Source organism: Streptomyces sp. NPDC086519, assembly GCF_040686075.1.
In the GTDB taxonomy this organism is placed as follows: Bacteria; Actinomycetota; Actinomycetes; order Streptomycetales; family Streptomycetaceae; genus Streptomyces; species Streptomyces shenzhenensis.
Window position 1 is genome coordinate 19,737 of sequence record NZ_JBFBJL010000020.1, and the last position, 18,991, is coordinate 38,727.

General features: G+C 72.6%; 17 protein-coding genes and 1 tRNA gene. 7 read left to right on the forward strand and 11 right to left on the reverse strand.

Annotated features, from left to right (window positions below; all coding sequences use genetic code 11):
- Window positions 1–42: 42 nt before the first annotated feature.
- Entirely contained in the window at window positions 43–1,191 is a 1,149-nt protein-coding gene (hppD, locus tag AB0P24_RS20355; protein WP_365795861.1) for a 4-hydroxyphenylpyruvate dioxygenase, read from the reverse strand.
- Window positions 1,192–1,312: 121 nt separating this feature from the next.
- Here hppD and AB0P24_RS20360 point away from each other — a divergent pair, with 121 nt between their 5' ends.
- The 3 genes from AB0P24_RS20360 (at window position 1,313) to AB0P24_RS20370 (ending at window position 2,645) form a co-directional block, all read left to right on the forward strand.
- On the forward strand, window positions 1,313–1,792 hold the full coding sequence (locus AB0P24_RS20360) for an Lrp/AsnC family transcriptional regulator (RefSeq protein ID WP_365795863.1): 480 nt from the start codon (window positions 1,313–1,315) through the stop codon (window positions 1,790–1,792).
- Window positions 1,793–1,871: 79 nt separating this feature from the next.
- The gene (locus AB0P24_RS20365; protein WP_365795865.1) at window positions 1,872–2,456 is read left to right on the forward strand and encodes a helix-turn-helix domain-containing protein; all 585 of its coding nucleotides are present in this window, start codon (window positions 1,872–1,874) and stop codon (window positions 2,454–2,456) included.
- Window positions 2,457–2,468: 12 nt separating this feature from the next.
- Window positions 2,469–2,645, forward strand: coding sequence for a hypothetical protein (locus tag AB0P24_RS20370; RefSeq protein ID WP_365795867.1), 177 nt, complete (start codon window positions 2,469–2,471; stop codon window positions 2,643–2,645).
- A 175-nt stretch (window positions 2,646–2,820) separates the two neighbouring features.
- On the opposite strand, the gene AB0P24_RS20375 is transcribed toward AB0P24_RS20370, so the two are convergent.
- From AB0P24_RS20375 to AB0P24_RS20390, 4 genes are all read right to left on the reverse strand, one after another.
- Window positions 2,821–3,609, reverse strand: coding sequence for a S16 family serine protease (locus AB0P24_RS20375; protein WP_365795869.1), 789 nt, complete (start codon window positions 3,607–3,609; stop codon window positions 2,821–2,823).
- 90 nt (window positions 3,610–3,699) lie between these two features.
- Window positions 3,700–4,341, reverse strand: a complete 642-nt coding sequence (locus AB0P24_RS20380; RefSeq protein ID WP_181804713.1) for a helix-turn-helix domain-containing protein — start codon at window positions 4,339–4,341, stop codon at window positions 3,700–3,702.
- A 408-nt stretch (window positions 4,342–4,749) separates the two neighbouring features.
- On the reverse strand, window positions 4,750–6,558 hold the full coding sequence (locus AB0P24_RS20385) for a DEAD/DEAH box helicase (RefSeq protein WP_365795872.1): 1,809 nt from the start codon (window positions 6,556–6,558) through the stop codon (window positions 4,750–4,752).
- A gap of 183 nt (window positions 6,559–6,741) precedes the next feature.
- Entirely contained in the window at window positions 6,742–8,178 is a 1,437-nt protein-coding gene (locus AB0P24_RS20390; protein WP_365795874.1) for an MFS transporter, read from the reverse strand.
- Window positions 8,179–8,351: 173 nt separating this feature from the next.
- Between AB0P24_RS20390 and AB0P24_RS20395 the strand changes: the two genes are divergently transcribed.
- Window positions 8,352–8,423: transfer RNA gene (locus AB0P24_RS20395), tRNA-Cys, on the forward strand.
- Between the two features lie 72 nt (window positions 8,424–8,495).
- On the opposite strand, the gene AB0P24_RS20400 is transcribed toward AB0P24_RS20395, so the two are convergent.
- Window positions 8,496–9,146 carry a DUF3566 domain-containing protein gene (locus AB0P24_RS20400; RefSeq protein WP_365795876.1) on the reverse strand — a complete coding sequence of 217 codons (651 nt, stop codon included), beginning with the start codon at window positions 9,144–9,146 and terminating at the stop codon, window positions 8,496–8,498.
- 241 nt (window positions 9,147–9,387) lie between these two features.
- Between AB0P24_RS20400 and AB0P24_RS20405 the strand changes: the two genes are divergently transcribed.
- Genes AB0P24_RS20405 through AB0P24_RS20415 form a run of 3 tightly spaced genes read left to right on the forward strand, consistent with a single transcriptional unit; the run spans window position 9,388 to window position 12,064 of the window.
- Window positions 9,388–10,227 (forward strand): CPBP family intramembrane glutamic endopeptidase, encoded by an 840-nt coding sequence (locus AB0P24_RS20405; protein WP_365795878.1) that lies wholly within the window; start codon window positions 9,388–9,390, stop codon window positions 10,225–10,227.
- Window positions 10,224–11,390, forward strand: a complete 1,167-nt coding sequence (locus AB0P24_RS20410; RefSeq protein ID WP_365795880.1) for a histidine kinase — start codon at window positions 10,224–10,226, stop codon at window positions 11,388–11,390. Before AB0P24_RS20405 ends, AB0P24_RS20410 begins: the two co-directional genes overlap by 4 nt.
- Complete coding sequence (locus AB0P24_RS20415) at window positions 11,387–12,064, forward strand: response regulator transcription factor (protein WP_365795882.1); 678 nt, start codon at window positions 11,387–11,389, stop codon at window positions 12,062–12,064. The genes AB0P24_RS20410 and AB0P24_RS20415 overlap by 4 nt, the downstream gene beginning before the upstream one ends.
- Window positions 12,065–12,110: 46 nt before the next feature.
- Here the strand turns inward: AB0P24_RS20415 and AB0P24_RS20420 are convergent, their stop codons facing one another.
- From AB0P24_RS20420 to AB0P24_RS20440, 5 genes are all read right to left on the reverse strand, one after another.
- Window positions 12,111–13,271 (reverse strand): SUKH-4 family immunity protein, encoded by a 1,161-nt coding sequence (locus AB0P24_RS20420; protein WP_365796055.1) that lies wholly within the window; start codon window positions 13,269–13,271, stop codon window positions 12,111–12,113.
- 177 nt (window positions 13,272–13,448) lie between these two features.
- Window positions 13,449–13,955, reverse strand: coding sequence for an AAA family ATPase (locus tag AB0P24_RS20425; RefSeq protein WP_365795884.1), 507 nt, complete (start codon window positions 13,953–13,955; stop codon window positions 13,449–13,451).
- A gap of 59 nt (window positions 13,956–14,014) precedes the next feature.
- Window positions 14,015–16,327, reverse strand: a complete 2,313-nt coding sequence (locus AB0P24_RS20430; RefSeq protein ID WP_365795886.1) for a molybdopterin cofactor-binding domain-containing protein — start codon at window positions 16,325–16,327, stop codon at window positions 14,015–14,017.
- Window positions 16,324–17,982 (reverse strand): 2Fe-2S iron-sulfur cluster-binding protein, encoded by a 1,659-nt coding sequence (locus AB0P24_RS20435; protein WP_365795888.1) that lies wholly within the window; start codon window positions 17,980–17,982, stop codon window positions 16,324–16,326. The genes AB0P24_RS20430 and AB0P24_RS20435 overlap by 4 nt, the downstream gene beginning before the upstream one ends.
- On the reverse strand, window positions 17,979–18,872 hold the full coding sequence (locus tag AB0P24_RS20440) for an FAD binding domain-containing protein (protein ID WP_365795890.1): 894 nt from the start codon (window positions 18,870–18,872) through the stop codon (window positions 17,979–17,981). The genes AB0P24_RS20435 and AB0P24_RS20440 overlap by 4 nt, the downstream gene beginning before the upstream one ends.
- Window positions 18,873–18,991 lie beyond the last annotated feature (119 nt).

Below are 18,991 nucleotides of genomic sequence, written 5' to 3' on the forward strand. Positions count from 1 at the left end.
GGGCGCTCGGCGACCCGGCACCGGCCGCGCCCGCCCGTCGGCTCACAGGTTGCCGCGGCGGTCCTGCTCTCGTTCGATGGCTTCGAAGAGGGCCTTGAAGTTGCCCTTGCCGAAGCCCATGGAACCGTGGCGTTCGATGATCTCGAAGAAGACCGTCGGGCGGTCCTGGACCGGCTTGGTGAAGATCTGAAGGAGGTAGCCGTCCTCGTCGCGGTCGGCGAGGATCTTCAGCTCGCGCAGGGTGTCCAGCGGCACCCGGGTGTCGCCGACCCACTCGCCGAGGGTGTCGTAGTAGCTGCCCGGGGTGTCCAGGAACTCGACGCCGGCCGCGCGCATGGTCCGTACCGTCTCGACGATGTCGTTCGTGTTGAGCGCGATGTGCTGGACGCCCGCCCCGCCGTAGAACTCCAGGTACTCGTCGATCTGGGACTTCTTCTTGGCGACGGCGGGCTCGTTGATCGGGAACTTGACCTTGAGGGTGCCGTCGGCGACCACCTTCGACATCAGCGCGCTGTACTCGGTGGCGATGTCGTCGCCCACGAACTCCTTCATGTTCGTGAAGCCCATGACCCGGTGGTAGAAGTCGACCCATTCGTTCATCCGGCCGAGTTCGACGTTGCCGACGCAGTGGTCGACGGCCTGGAAGGTGCGGCGAGCGGGGGGCTCGACGATCGGGGACGCGGCGACGAACCCCGGCAGGTACGGGCCGTCGTACCCGGTCCGCTCCACGAGGGTGTGGCGGGTCTCGCCGTACGTGGCGATCGCGGCGAGGACGACGGTGCCGTGCTCGTCCTTGAGTTCGTACGGCTCGGCCACCGGCCGCGCACCGTGCTCGACGGCGTACGCGTACGCGGCGCGCGCGTCCGGCACCTCGATGGCGAGGTCGACGACCCCGTCCCCGTGTTCGGCCACGTGGCGGGAGAGGAAGTGGCCCCACTCGGTGTCCGGCCTGATGACGGAGGTGAGGACGAACCGGGCCGAGCCGTTCTCCAGGACGTAGCTCGCGGTCTCGCGGCTGCCGTTCTCCGGTCCGCAGTACGCGACCAGCCGCATGCCGAAGGCGGTGGAGTAGTAGTGCGCCGCCTGTTTGGCGTTGCCCACGGCGAAGACGACCGCGTCCATTCCCCTGACCGGGAAGGGGTCGGCCTGCCCGGCGGTCACAACGGGAGCGTGGTGTGTGGTCTGCGTCATGCCCGAAGGGTGAACCCGGCGCGCAAGGTGCGCAACAGATGGCGTTTCGGCTGGACAATATGCTCAGTCGTACGGCCATGGCGCCGGACTTTCTGTGCAGGGTGACCATCCGGAGGCGGGCATGGCGATCGATCGACTCGACGGACGGATCCTGGTGCTGCTGGCCCGGGAGCCGCGCATCGGGGTCCTGGAGATGTCCCGCCGGCTGGGCGTGGCCCGCGGCACCGTGCAGGCGCGTCTGGACCGGTTGCAGTCGACCGGGGTGATCCAGGGGTTCGGGCCCCAGGTGGACCCGGCGGCCCTCGGCTACCCGGTCACCGCGTTCGCCACCCTGCAGATCCGGCAGGGCCAGGGTCCGGACGTGCGCGCACACCTGGCGACCGTGCCGGAGGTGCTGGAGCTGCACACCACCACCGGCACCGGCGACATGCAGTGCCGTCTGGTGGCCCGTTCCAACGCCGACCTCCAGCGGGTGATCGACCGGGTCGTCGGCTTCGACGGCATCGTGCGGGCCTCGACGGCGATCGTCATGGAGAACCCCGTTCCGCTGCGGATCATCCCGCTGGTGGAACAGGCCGCGGCGGACAGCGAGCGGACCTGAGTTCCAAAGAAGGCGATGCAAAGAATGCGCTGCAAGGAATGTGTTGCAAAGGAGTCTTTGCAAGGCTATCTTCGTACGCATGCCGGAGCACGAGGAACGGAAACAGCGGCGGCTCGACGCCCGCTCACTGCGCGGGCTCGCGCATCCGCTGCGGATGCAGCTGCTGGACGCGCTGCGCCAGCGCGGTCCCGCCACCGCTTCCCAACTCGCCGAGCAGTTGGGCGAGTCGAGCGGCGCGACCAGCTACCACCTGCGCCAGCTCGCCGAGCACGGCTTCATCGAGGACGCCCCGGAGCGCGGCAAGGGCCGGGAGCGCTGGTGGCAGGCGGTGGACCAGAGCATCCGCTACGACAGCGCGGACTTCGAGGAGGCGAGCCCCGAGGTACGGGGGCTGACAGAGGTGTTCCTGCAAGAGAGCACCGCACGTCACGCCCGCGAGCTGGCCTCCTGGCTGAGCACCCGCGACCGGTGGTCCCCTGCCTGGTCCCGCGCCAGCGACATGAGCGACATGACCCTGCGGCTCACCCCCGACCTCGCCCTCGAACTCATCGGCAGGATGCACGCCCTGGTCGACGGCTACCGGGACCGGGTCCCCGACAAGGACACGCCGGAGTCGGAACAAGTACGCGTCCACACGCACCTCTTCCCCATCGAGACGGACTGAGAGGCACATCCCATGCACACGCAGGCCCAGCTCGCCCGGCACCACATGACGGAACTGCGCGCCCAGGCCGAGAGCCACCGCCTGGCGAAGAAGACCAGGCCCGAGCGTGAACTCCGCGAGCGCATCGGCTGGACCCTGGTGGAGGTGGGCCTGCGCCTGGCGTCCCCGCCCCCGGCAGTCGCCTCGTAAGGCTCAGGCAGCGTAGGGCTCAGGGCACCGTAAGGCTCAGCGCCCCGTAAGGCTCAGCGCCCCGTAAGGCTCAGGGCACCGTAGGGCTCAGCGCCCCGTAAGGGGCGCGGGGCTGTATCGATGTGCGGCTCCGCCGCGCGGGCGCGAGCACCCCCCACCCACCCGCACCCGAAACTCAACAGCTCGGAACGCTCTTCCCCTTCTCCAACGCGGCCAAGGAGGAAACGGCCCCCTTCAGCGTCGTCACCGGCACCAACCGCAACCCCTTCGGCAGCTCCCCCTTCGCATCGGCGCACTCGTCCTTCGGCACAAGAAAGACAGTCGCCCCGTCCCTCCGCGCGGCCTGCGTCTTCAGCCCGACCCCGCCCACGGCACCCACCGTGCCGTCCGCGCTGATGGTCCCCGTGCCGGCGATGTTCCTCCCGCCGGTGAGATCGCCCCCGCTGCCGTTCCCGTCCAGCTTGTCGATGATGCCGAGCGAGAACAGCAACCCCGCGCTCGGCCCGCCCACATCCGCCAGCTTCAGGGTCACCTTGACCTTGTTCGCGCTCAGGTCGAGGTACTTCAGCGCGGCCTGGGCCGCCGCGTCCTGCGACTGCACCATCTGCTCGGTGTTGTGCTGCTCGATCTCCTTGACGTTGTTCCCGCTCGGGTAGACCGAGTCGCGCGGCATGACGGCCCGGTCGGTCCGGAACCAGCCGCCGATCACGTCGCCGAGCGAGACCCGCGCGTCCGGCCCGGTCGCCTCGATCGTCGTCATCCGCAGCTGCCCGCTGGTCGTGCGGGTGGGCGCCCCGGAGACGGTGATCACCGGGGTGCCCTTGTTGTCGCCGAGCACGTTCGCCGTCATCCCGGGCTGGGCCACCGAGAACGGCAACGGCGCGAAGACGGCCGTACCGAGCAGAGCCACGACGGGAACCGCACAGACGGCGACGGCCTGGAGACGCGTGAGACGTGAGAGCACGGAGTCAATCTAACGTGGCGACCTGTTCAGGCCACCGCCCCGACCCCGCTCAGCCCACCGCCGCCACTCGGCGCAACGCTCCCGCCGTCCTCAGCGCAGCGCTTCCGCGACCTCCCGGGCCGCGTCCATGACCCGTGCCCCGACCCGTTCCGGCACGGCGTCGGCGAGCATCACCACCCCGACGCTGCCCTCGACGCCGGTGACCCCGAGCAGCGGCGCGGCGGCCCCGCTCGCCCCGGCCTCCAGTTCGCCGTGGGTCAGCGTGTACCCGGGGTCGTGCCGCGGGGAGTGCCGTGCGGCGAGGATCGCCTTGCCGGCGGCCCCGCGTTCCAGCGGGTGCCGGAACCCGGCCCGGTAGGCCACGTGATAGTCGGTCCAGGTCGGCTCGACGACCGCGACGGCGAGCGCCTCGGTCCCGTCGACCAGCGTCAGGTGCGCCGTCGCCCCGATGTCCTCGGCGAGCGAACGAAGCGCCGGCAGAGCCGCCTCCCGTACGAGGGGATGGACCTGCCGGCCAAGGCGCAGCACCCCCAGCCCGACCCGGGCTCGCCCGCCCAGGTCACGCCGTACCAGCGCATGCTGCTCAAGTGTGGCCAGCAACCGGTACACCACGGTCCGGTTGACGCCCAGTTTGTTGGAAAGCTCGGTGACGGTCAGCCCGTGGTCCGTGTCGGCCAGCAGTTTGAGGACGCGCAGTCCCCGGTCGAGCGTCTGAGAGGTCTCCGCGGTCACGACGCCCACTCCTTAGGTGGTGAGGTCGGCAACCTCCGTCGCGGCGGATGCATCGCCGAGTCCCGTCAGCGACGCGCTTCAGAGGCCGCCGATCGGCAGGACGGCCCGGCGGCTCCGGGCCCAGTCGCTTCACGGCTGCGCTCCGCGGCGGCGCTGCCACGGGGCGTGTGCGTAGCCGGACAGTAGCGAAGGGGGTTCGCTGAGCGGAAGCCTCCGTCCAGAATCCGGTCACACAGCGGTATGGACTACTGCGCTTTGTGTCGGTATGCGTCCGCCTGCCGCGTCCACAGGGGCTCGGGGCCGTGTCCACAGGGGCTCGGGGCCGTGTCCACAGGGGTGCGGGGCCGTGTCCACACGCGGCTCCACCGCGCGGGTGCGCGCAACCACAGGCGACCCGCACCCGGCCGGCTACCGCATCCGCGTAGCCCACTCCTGCACTTTCGCGATCCGCTGCCGCAACTGCCCCGCCGTGGCCTCCGCGCTCGGCGGCCCCCCGCACACCCTCCGCAGCTCCGTGTGGATCACCCCGTGCGGCTTCCCGCTCTGGTGCACATACGCGCTCACCATCGTGTTCAGCTGCTTGCGCAGCTCCATCATCTCCTTGTGGGAGACGACGGGCCGCCGTTCCGCGGGCAGTTCCAGCAGGTCGGCCTCGGTGTCCGGCTTCTTGCGGCTGTGCGCGATCTGCCGGGCCTGCCGCTTCTGCAACAGCAGCTGCACCTGGTCGGGTTCGAGGAGCCCCGGAATACCGAGGTAGTCCTGCTCCTCCTCGCTGCCCGGGTGGGCCTGCATGCCGAACTCGGCGCCGTCGTAGAGCACCCGGTCGAAGACGGCCTCCGACTCCAGCGCCTCGAAGGCGAACTGCTCCTGCTCGCCGGTGTCCTCGTCCTGCTCCTTGTTCGCCTCCTCCATCTCCTTCTCGGACTCGGCGTACGGGTCCTCCTCGCCGTCCTTCTTGGGCTTGTCGAGGGCGTGGTCGCGCTCGACCTCCATCTCGTTGGCGAAGGTCAGCAGATCGGGGACGGTCGGCAGGAACACGGACGCGGTCTCGCCGCGCCGCCGGGAGCGCACGAACCGGCCGACGGCCTGGGCGAAGAAGAGCGGCGTCGAGATGGTGGTGGCGTAGACGCCCACCGCCAGCCGGGGCACGTCCACGCCCTCGGACACCATCCGGACGGCGACCATCCAGCGGTCGTCGCTCGCGCTGAAGTCGTCGATCCGCTTGGACGCGCCGGTGTCGTCGGAGAGGACCAGGGTCGCCTTCGTCCCCGTGATCTCGCGGATGAGTTTGGCGTAGGCGCGGGCGGAGTCCTGGTCGGAGGCGATGACGAGGGCGCCCGCGTCGGGGATCCCCTTCCGCACCTCCGTCAGCCGCTGGTCGGCGGCGCGCAGCACGGCCGGCATCCACTCGCCGCGCGGATCGAGCGCCGTACGCCAGGCCTGGCTGACGGCGTCCTTGGTCATCGGTTCGCCGAGCCGGGCGGCGATCTCGTCACCGGCCTTCGTGCGCCAGCGCATGTTGCCGCTGTAGGAGAGGAAGATGACGGGCCGGACGACGTGGTCGGCGAGCGCGTTGCCGTATCCGTACGTGTAGTCGGCGGCCGAGCGCCGGATCCCGTCCTGCCCTTCCTCGTACGTCACGAAAGGAATGGGGTTGGTGTCGGACCGGAAGGGCGTGCCGGTCAGGGCCAGCCGCCGGGTCGCCGGCTCGAACGCCTCCAGGCAGGCCTCGCCCCAGGACTTGGAGTCACCGGCGTGGTGGATCTCGTCGAGGATGACGAGCGTCTTGCGCTGCTCGGAGCGGTTGCGGTGCAGCATCGGCCGCACGCCGACACCGGCGTACGTCACGGCGACCCCGTCGTACTCCCGGCTGAGCGGTCCGGCGCTGTACTCGGGATCGAGCTTGATCCCGATCCTCGCCGCGGCCTCGGCCCACTGCTTCTTCAGATGCTCGGTGGGGGCGACGACGGTGACCTGCTGCACGACGTGGTGGTGCAGCAGCCAGGAGGCGAGCGTCAGCGCGAACGTCGTCTTCCCGGCGCCGGGTGTGGCCACGGCCAGGAAGTCGCGCGGCTGCTCCTGGACGTACTTCTCCATGGCCCCCTGCTGCCAGGCACGCAGCTTGCTGGCGGTACCCCAGGGCGCCCGGCCCGGGAAGGCCGGCGAGAGGTGATGGGAGGACGAAGAAGAGGAAGCAGAGGCGGCGGTGGTAGTCACGGTCTCCGTAGTAAAGGGGGTCGCGAGGCGTACGAGGGTCGGGTGGCTACGTATGACAACCGGGCCACCCTACCGGCGCGCCGCGGCGGTCAACGCGCGGACGAGGCCGCCGCACCGCCGGGTGGGACTCACGTCACAGATCACGAAGGCGCCGCGCGATGGCAGGGCGGGCCGGCGAGCGGTTCACGACGCCCGGTCCCGCAGCCGTCTCGTCACCCAGGCCCCGGCGAGGGCCACCCCCGCCATCGGCAGGAACACCGCGGCGAAGGCGGCCGGATGGGAACCGGAGCCGGCCGCCCCCGTCATGCTGCCGCCGCCCAGGGAGGCGAAGGCCGCGCCGGTCGCGGCGAGCAGGACGACGTTCGAGAGGGCGTCGGAGAGCTGGAGGGCGGCGGAGTTGGCGCCGGCCTCCTCCGGGGCGGAGAGCCGGAGCATCAGCACGCTGGCCGAGGCGATCACCAGGCCCATCCCGAAGCAGCCGAAGCCCCAGGCGACGGCGACGGTCCACACCGGCACCCCGGACACGAGCACCGTCGGCACCGTGGCGATCGCCGCCGCCACCAGCACCATGCCGAGGGTCATCAGCCGCTCCCGGTACGGCTCCAGGCGCGGCCGCGCCTGCACCCACGAGCCCACCGCCCAGGTGACCCCGCCCGCCGCCAGCGAGAACCCGGCGAGGGTGGGTGACAGCCCCCGTTGCGTCACGAGCATCAACGGCACGAAGGACTCGGCGGAGACGAAGGCACCGGCCGCGGCCCCGCGCAGCAGCACGACGGAGGGCAAGCCGCGTGCCGCCCGGTACGTACCGCGGGGCAGCAGCCCGAGCACGGCGGGCACCAGCAGCGCACCGCCGAGCAGTCCGGGTATCACCGACACCCACCGCAGATCCTGAGCCGCGTACTGCAGCAGCCCCGCGCCGAGCGAGATGCCGAAGGCGAGCCGGATCCGCCGCCGGTCGAAGGCCCCGCGGCCCTCCTCCGTCACCGGCCCGCCGGCCCGGCGGCGTATCTGGGGCAGGGCGAGCGCCACCGGGAAGACCACGAGCGGCGGAATGCCGAGGAACACCCACCGCCACCCGAGGTGCTCGGTCACCGCGCCCGCGGCCAGCGGCCCGACGATGGACGGCACCACCCAGCCCGCGGCGAACGCGGCCATGATCGCGGGCCGCAACCGCTCCGGGTAGGCCCGTCCCACGACGACGTACAGCGCGACGATGACCAGCCCGCCGCCGAACCCCTGCACGGCCCGCCCCGCGATGAACACCCACATGCTCTGCGCGGTCCCGGCCACCACCAGCCCGGCGGCGAAGGCCCCGATCCCCGTGGTCAGCGCCCCGAGCGGCCCCTTGCGGTCCGACCACTGCCCGGCCAGCACCATCCCGAACAGACTCGTCGTGAAGTACCCGGAGAACGCGAACGCGTACAGCGACACCCCGTCCAGCTCCCGGGCCGCTACCGGCATCGTCGTGCCCACCGCGGTCGCCTCGAAGGCGATGAGCAGCACGACGGACACGATCCCGACGCTCAGCGCCCGGTACGCCCGCCCCAGCACACCGCTCTCATCGGCTCGGGCGGCGTTCTCGTCCGCGACAACGGCGTCGCTCGGCTCAAGGGCGGTCATGCAGACCACGGTAAGCCCCAATCCCCACTCTGACCCCTGTCGCAAGCCCCACCCCGCCTCCGACCTTGGTCGTACACCCCCGGTTCATGAACGCCGTATGGCAGTCCCGTTGCAGCCCCGCCCATCTCCTTGAGCCCCTCCCCCACGCCCCCGTACCTTCGAATCACCGACACGGCCGTGTGCCCGAGTGGTTCAGGGACTCGCCTGCAAAGCGAGTTACGTGGGTTCGATTCCCGCCACGGCCTCTGACTGCCTGACCAGGCAGAACGAAGGGCGGCATTCCCGAGGGGGTGCCGCCCTCGTGGTCGTCCGTCTGGCTACGGTTGCTGCGGGCGTTCGCCGGTATCGGCGTCGGGTGGGGAGGAGTCGCCACGGCGTCGACGGTGAAGGCGCCCACCGGTGCGGGAGTTGGCCGGCAGACAGGCGTGCAGGCGCCGCCGGGCGCGAACGTGCAGCCGCGTCATGAGCCGGAGGGCCTGCGCGGCCGGTGCCGGATCGCTGAGGTCGCCGGTCAGGGCCACTTCGACGCCACCGCTGAACCGCGCGGTGTAGTTGTACATGAAGCTGCACAGGCATGCCAGAACGGTGCCCAGGAGGATCTCCAGCGTGACGACCCCGGTGGCGACGACCATCGTCTGCCACGGCGTCGGCCACTCCCCCGGGGCCACGATGTCCAGCGTCGCCGACGTGCCGAGCGCGACGCCGAGGACGCACACCCCGAGGCCTGTCAGGAAGAAGAAGCTCATCACCGTGACCGACCAGGGATTGGTCTCGGATATGCGCATGCGGGCGAGCCCGTGCGGGGGAGCGTGCGGGAGGAGGTGATCACGGGCCGGCGCCGGCTGCGGCGATCCTCGGTCGGGTGCCGTCGGGGTGGGCGGCCCCGGTGCCGTCACCGTGCGGGACGAGATCCTCGGCGCCCGCTTACGGACGGTGCTGCGGGTCCTGCTGCGCTTGGTTCGGCTCATGTCCGCTCCCTGACTGGTCCTCACCTGCGACGTTATGTGGAAGCTCGCAACCGCGCATCCCCGACGGTGACGCTGTGTGATCAGGAGCGCGTCACTCTCGGCGGTCCACCGCCGGTTCGGGGTGTCCCCCGTGCGAGCTACCCGCAGGTGTCCACTGAGTGGTGACGATTCGCGGCTGGCCGATCCGTAGCGTTCGGGCCAGCCGCGGCGCCTGGGCCGCGGATCCTGTGAGGGAGTCATCATGAGGCTGGTCTGGCAGTTCCTGGCGGTCGCGGCGGTCGCCTTCGTCGGGTCGCAGTGCGTCGCCGCGGTGCAGGGGAACTGGTTCCTCACCCTGGTCCTCGGCCTGCTGACGGCCGTGGTCGCGGTGCTGGTCTACGGCTGGGTGGTACGGCGGACCGAACGGCGGCCGAGCACCGAGGTGGCGCGGGAAGGCGCCCGGGCGGCGTTCGGGCGGGGGGCGCTCATAGGCGGGGGCACCTTCGCGTGCGTCATCGGGAACATCGCCCTTCTCGGGGACTACACCGTCCACGGGGTGGGGTCGGTGACGGGCGCGGTGGGGGTCGTCGGGTTCATGGCCGCCGCCGCGGTGACGGAGGAGCTGCTGTTCCGGGGCGTGCTGTTCCGGATCGTCGAGGAACGCACCGGGACCTGGATCGCACTGGTGTCGACCGGGGCGGTGTTCGGGATGATGCATCTGCTCAACAAGGACGCGACCGTGTGGGGCGCCCTCGCCATCGCGATCGAGGCCGGCGGCATGCTCGGCGCCGCGTACGCCGCCACCCGCACCCTCTGGCTGCCGATCGGCCTGCACTTCGGCTGGAACTTCGCCGAGTCCGGCGTCTTCGGCACCGAGGTCTCCGGCAGCGGCGGAGCCCACAAGGGGCTGCTGGACGCCGCCACCTCGGGCTCCCAGCTCGTCACGGGCGGGCAGTTCGGGCCGGAGGCGAGCGTGTACTCGGTGCTGCTCGGGCTGCTGGTGACGGTCGCGTTCCTGTGGCTGGCCAAGCGGCGGGGGCATGTGGTGCCGCGCCGGCGCCTGGGTGTCCAGGCCGGCGCCGTCGCTACACTGCCCCGGTGATCAGTCCTCGGCAGGCGCCCGGATGGTGGCACCGGCTCGACGTCACGGTCCGGGATCTGCCGCTCGGGCTGCTGCTCCTGGCCGGGTCGTTCCTGCCGGTGCTGCACGACAAGGGGACGCAGGTCGGGGACCTGCCGACCCGCCCCTTCGACGCGCTGGCCATCGCGGTGCTCGGCCTGGAGTGCCTGCCGCTCGCCGTCCGCCGGCGGTGGCCGGCCGTCTCGCTCGCCCTGGTCTGTCTCGGCTTCGCCGTCGACCAGCTGCGCGGCTACCACTCGGTCGCGGGCACCGCACTGCCGATCGCCCTGATCAGCACCGGCGTCCATCTGGAACGGCACCGCCGGGCCGCCGTGCTTCTGCTCTCCGTGGCCTACGTGCCGTTGGCGGTCGCGCTGCACCGGCTGGGGTCGGGGGGCGAGACGGCGAGCGGGTTCGTGACGTTCTATCTGGCGCTGGTCCTCGCCTGGGGCGTCGGGGCGTGGCAGCGCTCCACCCGGGCCGCGGAGGCCGATCGCCGGCGGCGCGTCGCCGAGGACACCCGGACCGCCGAGCGCACCCGGATCGCCCGCGAGCTGCACGACGTGGTGACCCACCATGTGACGGCGATGGTCGTGCAGGCGGAGGCGGCCCGGTATCTGACCGCCGCGCCGGACCGCCTCGACCAGACCCTGGCCCATGTCTCCGACACCGGGCGGCGGGCCATCTCCGACCTGCGCCATCTGCTCGACCTGCTCAATCCCGACCACGGCACCGACACCGGCGGCGGCAGGACACCGCCGGCCGGCCGGCTGCGCACGCTGGTGGAGCAGACCCGGCGGGCCGGGCAGCCGGTGGAGTTCGCCGAGGAGGGCACGCCTGCCGAGTCGGCCGGCAGCGCCGACCTGGTGGCCTACCGGGTGGTGCAGGAGGCCCTGACCAACGCCCTCAAGTACGCCCATGGCAGCCCCACTTCGGTCCGGGTCCGGTACGGCGAGAAGGAGATCTCCGTGAAGGTCGGCACGGACGGCTCCGGCCCGGCCACGGCGTCCCCCGGCGGGAGCGGACGGGGCCTGGCCGGTCTCCGGGAGCGCGTGGCGGTGCTGGGCGGCGAGTTCAGCGCGGGGCGGGAGACGGACGGCGGGTTCGTCGTCCGGGCCCGGATACCCGTGGGGAACCCGGCGTGAGCGGCGCGGGCGGGGCACCGATCCGGGTCCTGGTCTGCGACGACCAGGTGCTGGTGCGCACCGGGCTGGCGACGATCATCGACGCCCAGCCCGACCTGGAGGTGGCGGGCGAGTGCGGGGACGGGCAGGCCGCGGTCGACCTCGCCGGCCGGCTGCGCCCGGACGTCGTGGTGATGGACGTCCGGATGCCGGTCCTCGACGGCATCGAGGCCACCCGGCTGCTGGCCGGTGCCGGGGTGCCGCATCCGGTGAAGGTGCTCGTGGTGACCACGTTCAACCTGGACGAGTACGTCTACGAGGCGCTGCGCGCGGGCGCCAGCGGGTTCCTGCTCAAGGACGCGCCGCCGGACCGGCTGCTGCACGGCATCCGGACCGTGGCCACGGGCGCGGCCCTGCTGGACCCCGAGGTGACCCGGCAGCTCGTGGGCCGTTACGCCGCCCGGATCCGCCCCGCCGACGGCGGCGGCACCCCGCCCGGCGTTCCGCTGACCCCGCGCGAGCTGGAGGTGCTGCGTCTGATCGCGGACGGCCTCTCCAACAGCGAGATCGCCGCGGCCCTCGTGCTCAGCCCGGAGACCGTCAAGACCTTCGTCTCCCGCATCCTCGCCAAGCTGGGGCTGCGCGACCGCGTCCAGGCCGTCGTCTACGCCTACCGCCAGGGCCTGGTGACCTGACCCCGTCCTGCCCCCGCCCCCGCCTTCGCCCCGCGCCGCCCCGCCGCTACAGCACCCCGCCGGCCTCGTCCTGGAACAGCTCCGTCCAGTAGTGCCAGTCGGCGTCCGTCGTGACGGGGGTGGGGTCGACGGTCGCGAGGGTGTGGAGCATGGTCGCGGCGAGCTGGTCGTAGGCCTCGGTGGTGAGTTCGTGGTTCAGGTGCTCGTCGATGGTGCGCTCGTGGTGCAGGAGCCAGAGGGTGTAGGCGAGCGTGGAGATGTCCGTGTTGAGGGGGTAGAGGGTCGCCTCGGGCTCGGAGAAGTTGAGGATCGCGCCCGTGGTGCCGTCCACCACGAGGCTGTTGTCCTCGACCAGGTGACCGAGGCGTATGAGCCGGTCGGCGTGGGCCGGGAGGTCGTCCAGCGGGAAGCCGCCGGGGTGGATGTCGGTGAAGTACTCCCGGAGGGTGGGGAGCGGGGCGTCCGGGTCGAGGTGGAAGAGGACCGCGTCCTCCGGAAGGCCGGTCTCGCGCAGGAAGCGGCGGGTCGGCTCGTGGGCGAGCGTGGGCGGGAAGTCGACCTCTTCGAAGCGGGCCACCCGGCCCTGCCCGAACTCCTGGTCCAGCAGCCGGGCCGGCAGGTCGACGGCGAGCCCGGAGTCCGTGCCGGGGCCCGCGATCAGGCTGAGGGGACGGATCAGGGCCGTGGCCTTCCAATACGGCGGGACGCGGCCGGCCGTGCCCTCCTCGAAGAGCTCCAGGAGCTTGCGGGAGGCCTCGGTCGCCGCCTTCGTGCCGTGGGTACCGGCGAGGGAGGCGAAACGGCCGCGCAGGCCCGTCAGTTCCTCGGTGACCGCGGCGAAGCGCAGCAGCGTCTCCAGCGAGGGCGCCAGCGGGCGCGGGTCGGTGGGGTCGAGCAGGTAGGCCGTGGTGATCTCGCCGGTGCCGCCGTCGAGGAGGATCGACTCGGTGTCCAGGCCGGCCGGGGCCAGCAGCTCCCCTATCACCAGGCGGTCCCTGAGCTCCTCCGCGAGCCGGGTCGGGCCGTCCGTGACGTCCGCCAGGGTGCGCAGGCCGATGGTGCGCAGCGGCTCGAACGTCAGCAGGCCGCCGCCGTCGGGCAGGCCGGGGCCGGTCAGTCGGCTGCGGGTGGGTTCGTGCGTGATGTACCGGTCCAGTTCGGCCTCGGTCAGCGTGATCGCCGTCGCACTGCTGCCGGTCGTGCTGATCGTGCTCATCGCTGCCCCCGCGATCAAGAGTTCAAGACGTGCCAGTGGGTCGGGTGGTGCGTCGTGCGCAGTTCGTCAGCAGGGCACGACAGGCCGTCCGGGCTTCCCCTCCGAACGGCCGTCCCCACTGCCCAGAACACTACGCCGCGGCACTGACAACGCCCCGCAGAAGAGACGTCAGGCGACCCTCGTCCGTTCCGTCCCGGCGAGAATCGCTGTCACCGTCTGCTCCACGGTGAGTGCCGAGGTGTCCAGCCACAGACCCAACGGCTCGGTGCGCAGGCGTAGTTCCGCGTCCAGATCGGCGACCGTCCACGCGGGCCCGTAGCCGGTCCTGGACCGCCCGGCCTCCCGCTGCGCCACGGCCTCGGGGCTCGGGGCGAGGACCACGACGTGCAGCGGACGGGTGCGGATGCGCTGGACGTACGACGTCAGCTCCGGGCCCAGGAGCACGTCCTGGACGATCGCCGTGAAACCGGCCTCGGCGTACGCGTCCGCGGTGGCCGCCGACAGCCGGTAGCGGAGGTGGAGCTGGGCGGTCGCCTCCGGCGAGGCCCCGGGCGTGTACTCCTCCCGGCCCGACACGATCATGCGACGGAAGAGGTCGCCGCGGACGTGCGCGGCCCGGGGCAGACGCTCGGCCAGCGCCTGCGCGACGGTCGACTTGCCGGCAGCCTCCCCCACTGCCTAAAGGGCGTGGGAGGTGCCCCCATCCCCGGCTATGACGACGACCCCCGACAGGCTCACTGGCCCGTGACCACCGCCGCCTGCGGGCGGATCGGGAGGCGGTTGACCGGGCGGCCGGTGGCGGCGCGGACGGCGGAGGCGACGGCCGCCGGGGACGTCACCACCGGCACCGCGCTGACCGACTTGGCACCGAAGGGGGCGACCACGTCCCGTTCCTCGACGAGTCTGACGATCCGGATGTCGGGGGCGTCGAGGGCGGTCGGCAGGGCGTACCCGGTGAGGTCGGGGTGGCGGATCAGACCGCGCGGAGTGCGCAGGTTCTCCGTCAGGGCGATGCCCACGCCCTGCGTGACACCGGCCTCGATACGGGCGTTGAGCTGCGCGGGGTTGAGGATCCGGCCGACGTCCTGGGCGACGGCCAGCTCCACCACCCGGACCGACCCGAGCTCGATGTCCACGTCGACGACCGCGCGGATCGCGCAGAAGGCGAGGCCGACGAAGGCGTCGCCCTGGCCCTCGGCGTCCAGCGGCTCGGTCGGATGCGGGCGGCACTGGGCGGTCGCCCACAGTTCCTTGCCGTCCAGCGCCTCGGTGACGGTGGTCGACAGGACGCCGTCGTACGACGTGATCTTGCCGTCGGTGATCTGGAGCAGCTCGGTCGACATGCCGAACTTGTGGGCGAGGGGCTGGAGGAGCTGGGTGCGGACCATCTTCGCGGCGCGTTCCACCGCTCCGCCCGAGACCCAGGTGTGACGGCCCCGGCAGCCCGCGCCCGCCGGGGGCTGGTCGGTGTCGACGGGCGCGACATGCACCTCGTCGATGCCGAGGGTCTCCTGGACGATCTGGCGGGCCAGGGTGGTGAAGCCCTGGCCGGTCTCCACGGCCGCGCAGAGCACGGTCGCGACGCCGTCGTGGACCTTGACCGTGGCCGTCGAGACCTCGTCGGCGCCCTCGGCGCCGAGCATGTGCACCATGCCGAGGCCGTAGCCGACACCCCGGCGCACCGCGCCCGGCTCGCCCGCGCCCTCGGGGCCGCCGGGGAGCAGCCACTCGTCCTCGGGGGTGTCCTTGGGCAGCGGGGGGAGCGGGAAGTCCCGGACCGCCTGGAGGAGTTCGGCCACGGGGGCCGGGCAGGTCACGGTCTGGCCGATGGGGAGGACGTCGCCGGTGGCGAGCGCGTTGCGCAGGCGGATCTCGGCCGGGTCGAGGCCGAGCTTCTTCGCCAGCTTGTCCATCTGCGCCTCGTAGGCGGCGCACACCTGCATGGCGCCCTCGCCGCGGACATGTCCGGAGGGCGGGTTGTTGGTCCGGACGGCCCAGCCCTCGATGAAGGCGTTCGGCACGACGTAGGGGCCGCAGGCGAAGGAGACGGCGGCGGCCAGCGACTCGGCGGAGGTGTCGGCGTAGGCGCCCGCGTCGAGCAGGATCTGCGCCTCGACCTTGACCAGCTTGCCCTCGGCGTCGGCGTGGTGCCGGTAGCGCAGCAGGGTGGGGTGGCGGTGGGCGTGGCCGAGGAAGGACTCCTCGCGCGTGGCGGTGAGTTTGACCGGGCAGCCGGTCTTCAGGGCGAGCAGGCCGAGCGGGAGCTGGAAGCCCTGGTCCTCGCGGTCGGCGGTCGCGCCGGGCACGCCGGTCACGACGATCTTCACCTGTTCGAGCGACAGGCCGTAGCAGGCGGCGGCCGTGTTGCGGTCGGTGTGCGGGTCGGTGGAGGCCAGGTACAGCTCGACCCCGCCGTCGGGGCGGGGTACGGCGAGTCCGGCCTCGGCGCCGATGGGGGCGGGGTCGGCGCGGCCGATGCGGTACTGGCCCTCGACGACGATCTCGCCGGTCGCGTCCGGGTCGCCGTGCTGGAGCGGGATGTGCCGGATCAGGTTGCCGTCGGGGTGCAGCGGCTCGGCCTCGAAGGACTGCTCCGGATCGATGACCGGTTCGAGCATCTCGTACTCGACGATGACGGCGGCGGCGGCCATCCGGGCCGTGTCCGGGTGGTCGGCGGCGACGGCCGCGATGGGCTCGCCGTGGTGCCGTACCACCTCGGAGGCGAAGACCGGGCGGTCCGGGGTGCCGCGGCCGTGGCGCGGGGTGCCGGGGACGTCCTCGTGGGTGACGACGGCCCGAACGCCGGGCATCTCGCGCGCGTGGCTGGTGTCGATCGACACGATGCGCGCGTGCGGGTGCGGGGAGCGGAGCACGGCCGCCCACAGCAGGCCCTCGGCCCACAGGTCGGCCGCGTACGGGAAGGTGCCCTCGGTCTTCGCGCCCGCGTCGGCGGCGGGCAGCGACACGCCGAGGCCGTGCGGCAGCGGCTCGGGGGCGGGGACGGGGGTCTCCGCGGCCGTGGTCGTGGTGACGGTCTCGTTGGTCACGCCTGGCCTCCGTCCGGGCCGTAGGGCTGGTCTTCGTAGCTCTGGCTCTGGTCGTCGAAGGACTGGTTGCCGCCGAACGACTGGTTGCCGCCGAACGACTGGTTGCCGCCGAACGACTGGTCACCGCCGAACGACTGGTTGCCGCCGAACGACTGATCACCACCGAACGACTGGTTGCCACCGTACGACTGGTCGTACGGCTGCTCGTGCGGGACCTGGATTCCGGCCCCGAAGGTGCCCGGTGAGTCGAACGCCGACGCGTGGACGCCGCCGGCGCCCGGTCCCGCCTGGTGGGGAATACGGGCCTCGTCGCCGTCCGTCTCAGCGTCGGCGGCGATGTGTGCCTCGCGTTCGGCCACGACCTCGTTGACGGCGTCCAGGACGCCCCGGTAGCCGGAGCAGCGGCAGAGGTTGCCGCACAGGGCCTGGCGGGTCTCCAGCTCGGTGGGGGCCGGGTTGCCTTCCAGGAGGTCGTGGACGGTCATCGCCATGCCGGGGACGCAGAAGCCGCACTGGACGGCTCCGCAGCGGGCCAGTGCGCGCTGGACGTCCGAGGGCCGGCCGTCCTGGGCCAGGCCCTCGACCGTGCGGACCTCGCTGCCGGCGGCGGTGACCGCGGGGACCAGGCAGGAGGCGACCAGGCGGCCGTCGACCTGGACGTTGCAGGCGCCGCATTCGCCCTGTGAGCAGCCGTCCTTGGCGCCGGCCAGGCCGAGGCGCTCACGCAGGACGTACAGGAGGGACTCGCCGATCCAGGCGTCGGTGACGGGGCGGTCGCCGCCGTTGACGCGCAGGACGTAGGAGGCGAGGGGGTGGTCGTCGACCGCCTCGGCTTCGCCTTCGGCGTGTTCTTCGCCGCCCGCGTCGTCGGCGGCGCTTTCGCCGTCGGCCGCGGACGGCCCCTGCGGGGCGGACTCGCCGTCGGCGTCCTGCGGACCGTGGGTGGGTTGCGAGTCGGCGACGTCGTGGGGCGCGTCGGCTTCGCCGGTGTCGGCCGGCTCGCCCTCTTCGTCCCCCGTCGGCGCATCGGCCCCAGACGGCGCACCGGCGGCCTCGAAGGCGGGAGCCGGGCCTCGCGTGTCACCGTGGCCCGCGGGGGGCTCAGCGGGCGGTTCAGGGGCCGCCACGGGGTGCTCCCACGCCTGGGCCTCGGTCGCCCAGGGCGCGGCGGCGCCCCCCGGCAGGGTCGCCGGCGGTGTGCCGCCCCACTGCTCCATGAGCGCGGACGTGGTGAACTCGCCCGATTCGTCCGGAGCGTCGCCCGTCGCCACCGGGATCGACCACTGGCCGGTCACGTCGTGACCGGGCGCGGGCGGCGGCGGTTCCTCGTACATCCACTGCTGCGTCGCGGCCGGGTTGTACGTGAACCGGTCGTCGGCGGGCCGTTCCTGGGGGACGGCGTTCGGGTCGGGCCACCGGGCGCCGTCGGCCGGCGCGCCCCAGGCGTCGGTGCCGGGCGCGGCCGTTATCTGCGGCGGCACATAGCCGTGGCCGGGCGCGGCCAGGGGGCTGTCGGCGGACAGCAGGGCCTCGATGCCGCCCTCGGGGAGTTTCACGAACGCGGTCGCGCCGTCGTCGTAGTCGCCCTGGGGCAGCGGGTCCCAGCGGCCGCCACCGCTCGCGGGCGCGCCCTCCGCGTGCTGGTCGTCGGTCATGACAGCGCCCTCCCCAGTGCTCGTCGGGCCAGCGCGGCGACGGTGCGCCGCAGGTGCAGTACGGCGGGCGGAAGCGGCGGCACCGAGCCGTCGGGCTCGGGGACCGGGTCGGGGATGCAGGCGGACGCGACGTACTCGCCGAAGGCGCTCAGGGCCTCCGGGACGAGCGCGCGGTCGTTGTCCCAGTCGATCAGCCGGGCCACCCACTGCTCGGCGTCCAGGGGCCGCAGCGGCATCGGCGCTATGGCGCCGACGGCGCATCTGACGCCGCGCCGGGCGGGGTCGAGGACGAGCGCCACGGAGGCCACCGAACGGCCCGGCCCGGTGCGGCCGGTCGCCTTCAGGAAGACCTGCGGGGCGTGCAGCAGCGGCACCCGCACGAAGCCGATCAGCTCGCCCGCGCGGAGCATCTCCACACCGGCCAGCAGGTGCGACACCGGGATCTCCCGGCGGGATCCGCCCGGTCCCGCGATGATCAGCGTGGCCTCCAGGGCGGCGAGCACCGGCAGCGCGTCGCCGGTGGGCGCGGCCGTGGCGATGTTGCCGCCGAGGGTGCCGGCGTTGCGGATGTGCGGCGGACCGGCGGCCCGCGCGGCGGCGGCGAGGGCCGGGATCAGGGCCGCGAAGTCGGGGCGGCCCATGCGCGCGTGCGTGAGGCCGGCGCCGAGCAGGGCGTTGCCGTCCTGGTACTGCCAGCCGCGGATCTCGCTGATCCGGCCGAGGCCGACGAGGGCGGCGGGCCTGAGCTGCCCGGAGTTGACGGCGGCCATCAGGTCGGTGCCGCCCGCGACGGGGACCGCGGCCGGCATGGCGGTGAGGGCCGCCACGGCCTCGTTCAGCGTCGTGGGCAGCGTGACGGCCTGCGCCGCCTGCGGTGCGTGCGTGGTCAAAACCGGCTGCCCCTTCCCGCTGCCCCACCTGGTCCCACCTGTGTGGCCGTACGGTACGTGCTCACAGGGCGGACGTGGCAACTCTGGCACATCTTCGCAAGCCTCGAACGCGCGGGTCC

Coding starts and splice junctions, on each gene's coding strand:
- hppD (WP_365795861.1), bottom strand. CDS start 1,191: ATGACGCAGACCACACACCACGCTCCCGTTGTGACCGCCGGGCAGGCC.
- AB0P24_RS20360 (WP_365795863.1), top strand. CDS start 1,313: ATGGCGATCGATCGACTCGACGGACGGATCCTGGTGCTGCTGGCCCGG.
- AB0P24_RS20365 (WP_365795865.1), top strand. CDS start 1,872: ATGCCGGAGCACGAGGAACGGAAACAGCGGCGGCTCGACGCCCGCTCA.
- AB0P24_RS20370 (WP_365795867.1), top strand. CDS start 2,469: ATGCACACGCAGGCCCAGCTCGCCCGGCACCACATGACGGAACTGCGC.
- AB0P24_RS20390 (WP_365795874.1), bottom strand. CDS start 8,178: ATGACCGCCCTTGAGCCGAGCGACGCCGTTGTCGCGGACGAGAACGCC.
- AB0P24_RS20400 (WP_365795876.1), bottom strand. CDS start 9,146: ATGAGCCGAACCAAGCGCAGCAGGACCCGCAGCACCGTCCGTAAGCGG.
- AB0P24_RS20405 (WP_365795878.1), top strand. CDS start 9,388: ATGAGGCTGGTCTGGCAGTTCCTGGCGGTCGCGGCGGTCGCCTTCGTC.
- AB0P24_RS20435 (WP_365795888.1), bottom strand. CDS start 17,982: ATGACCGACGACCAGCACGCGGAGGGCGCGCCCGCGAGCGGTGGCGGC.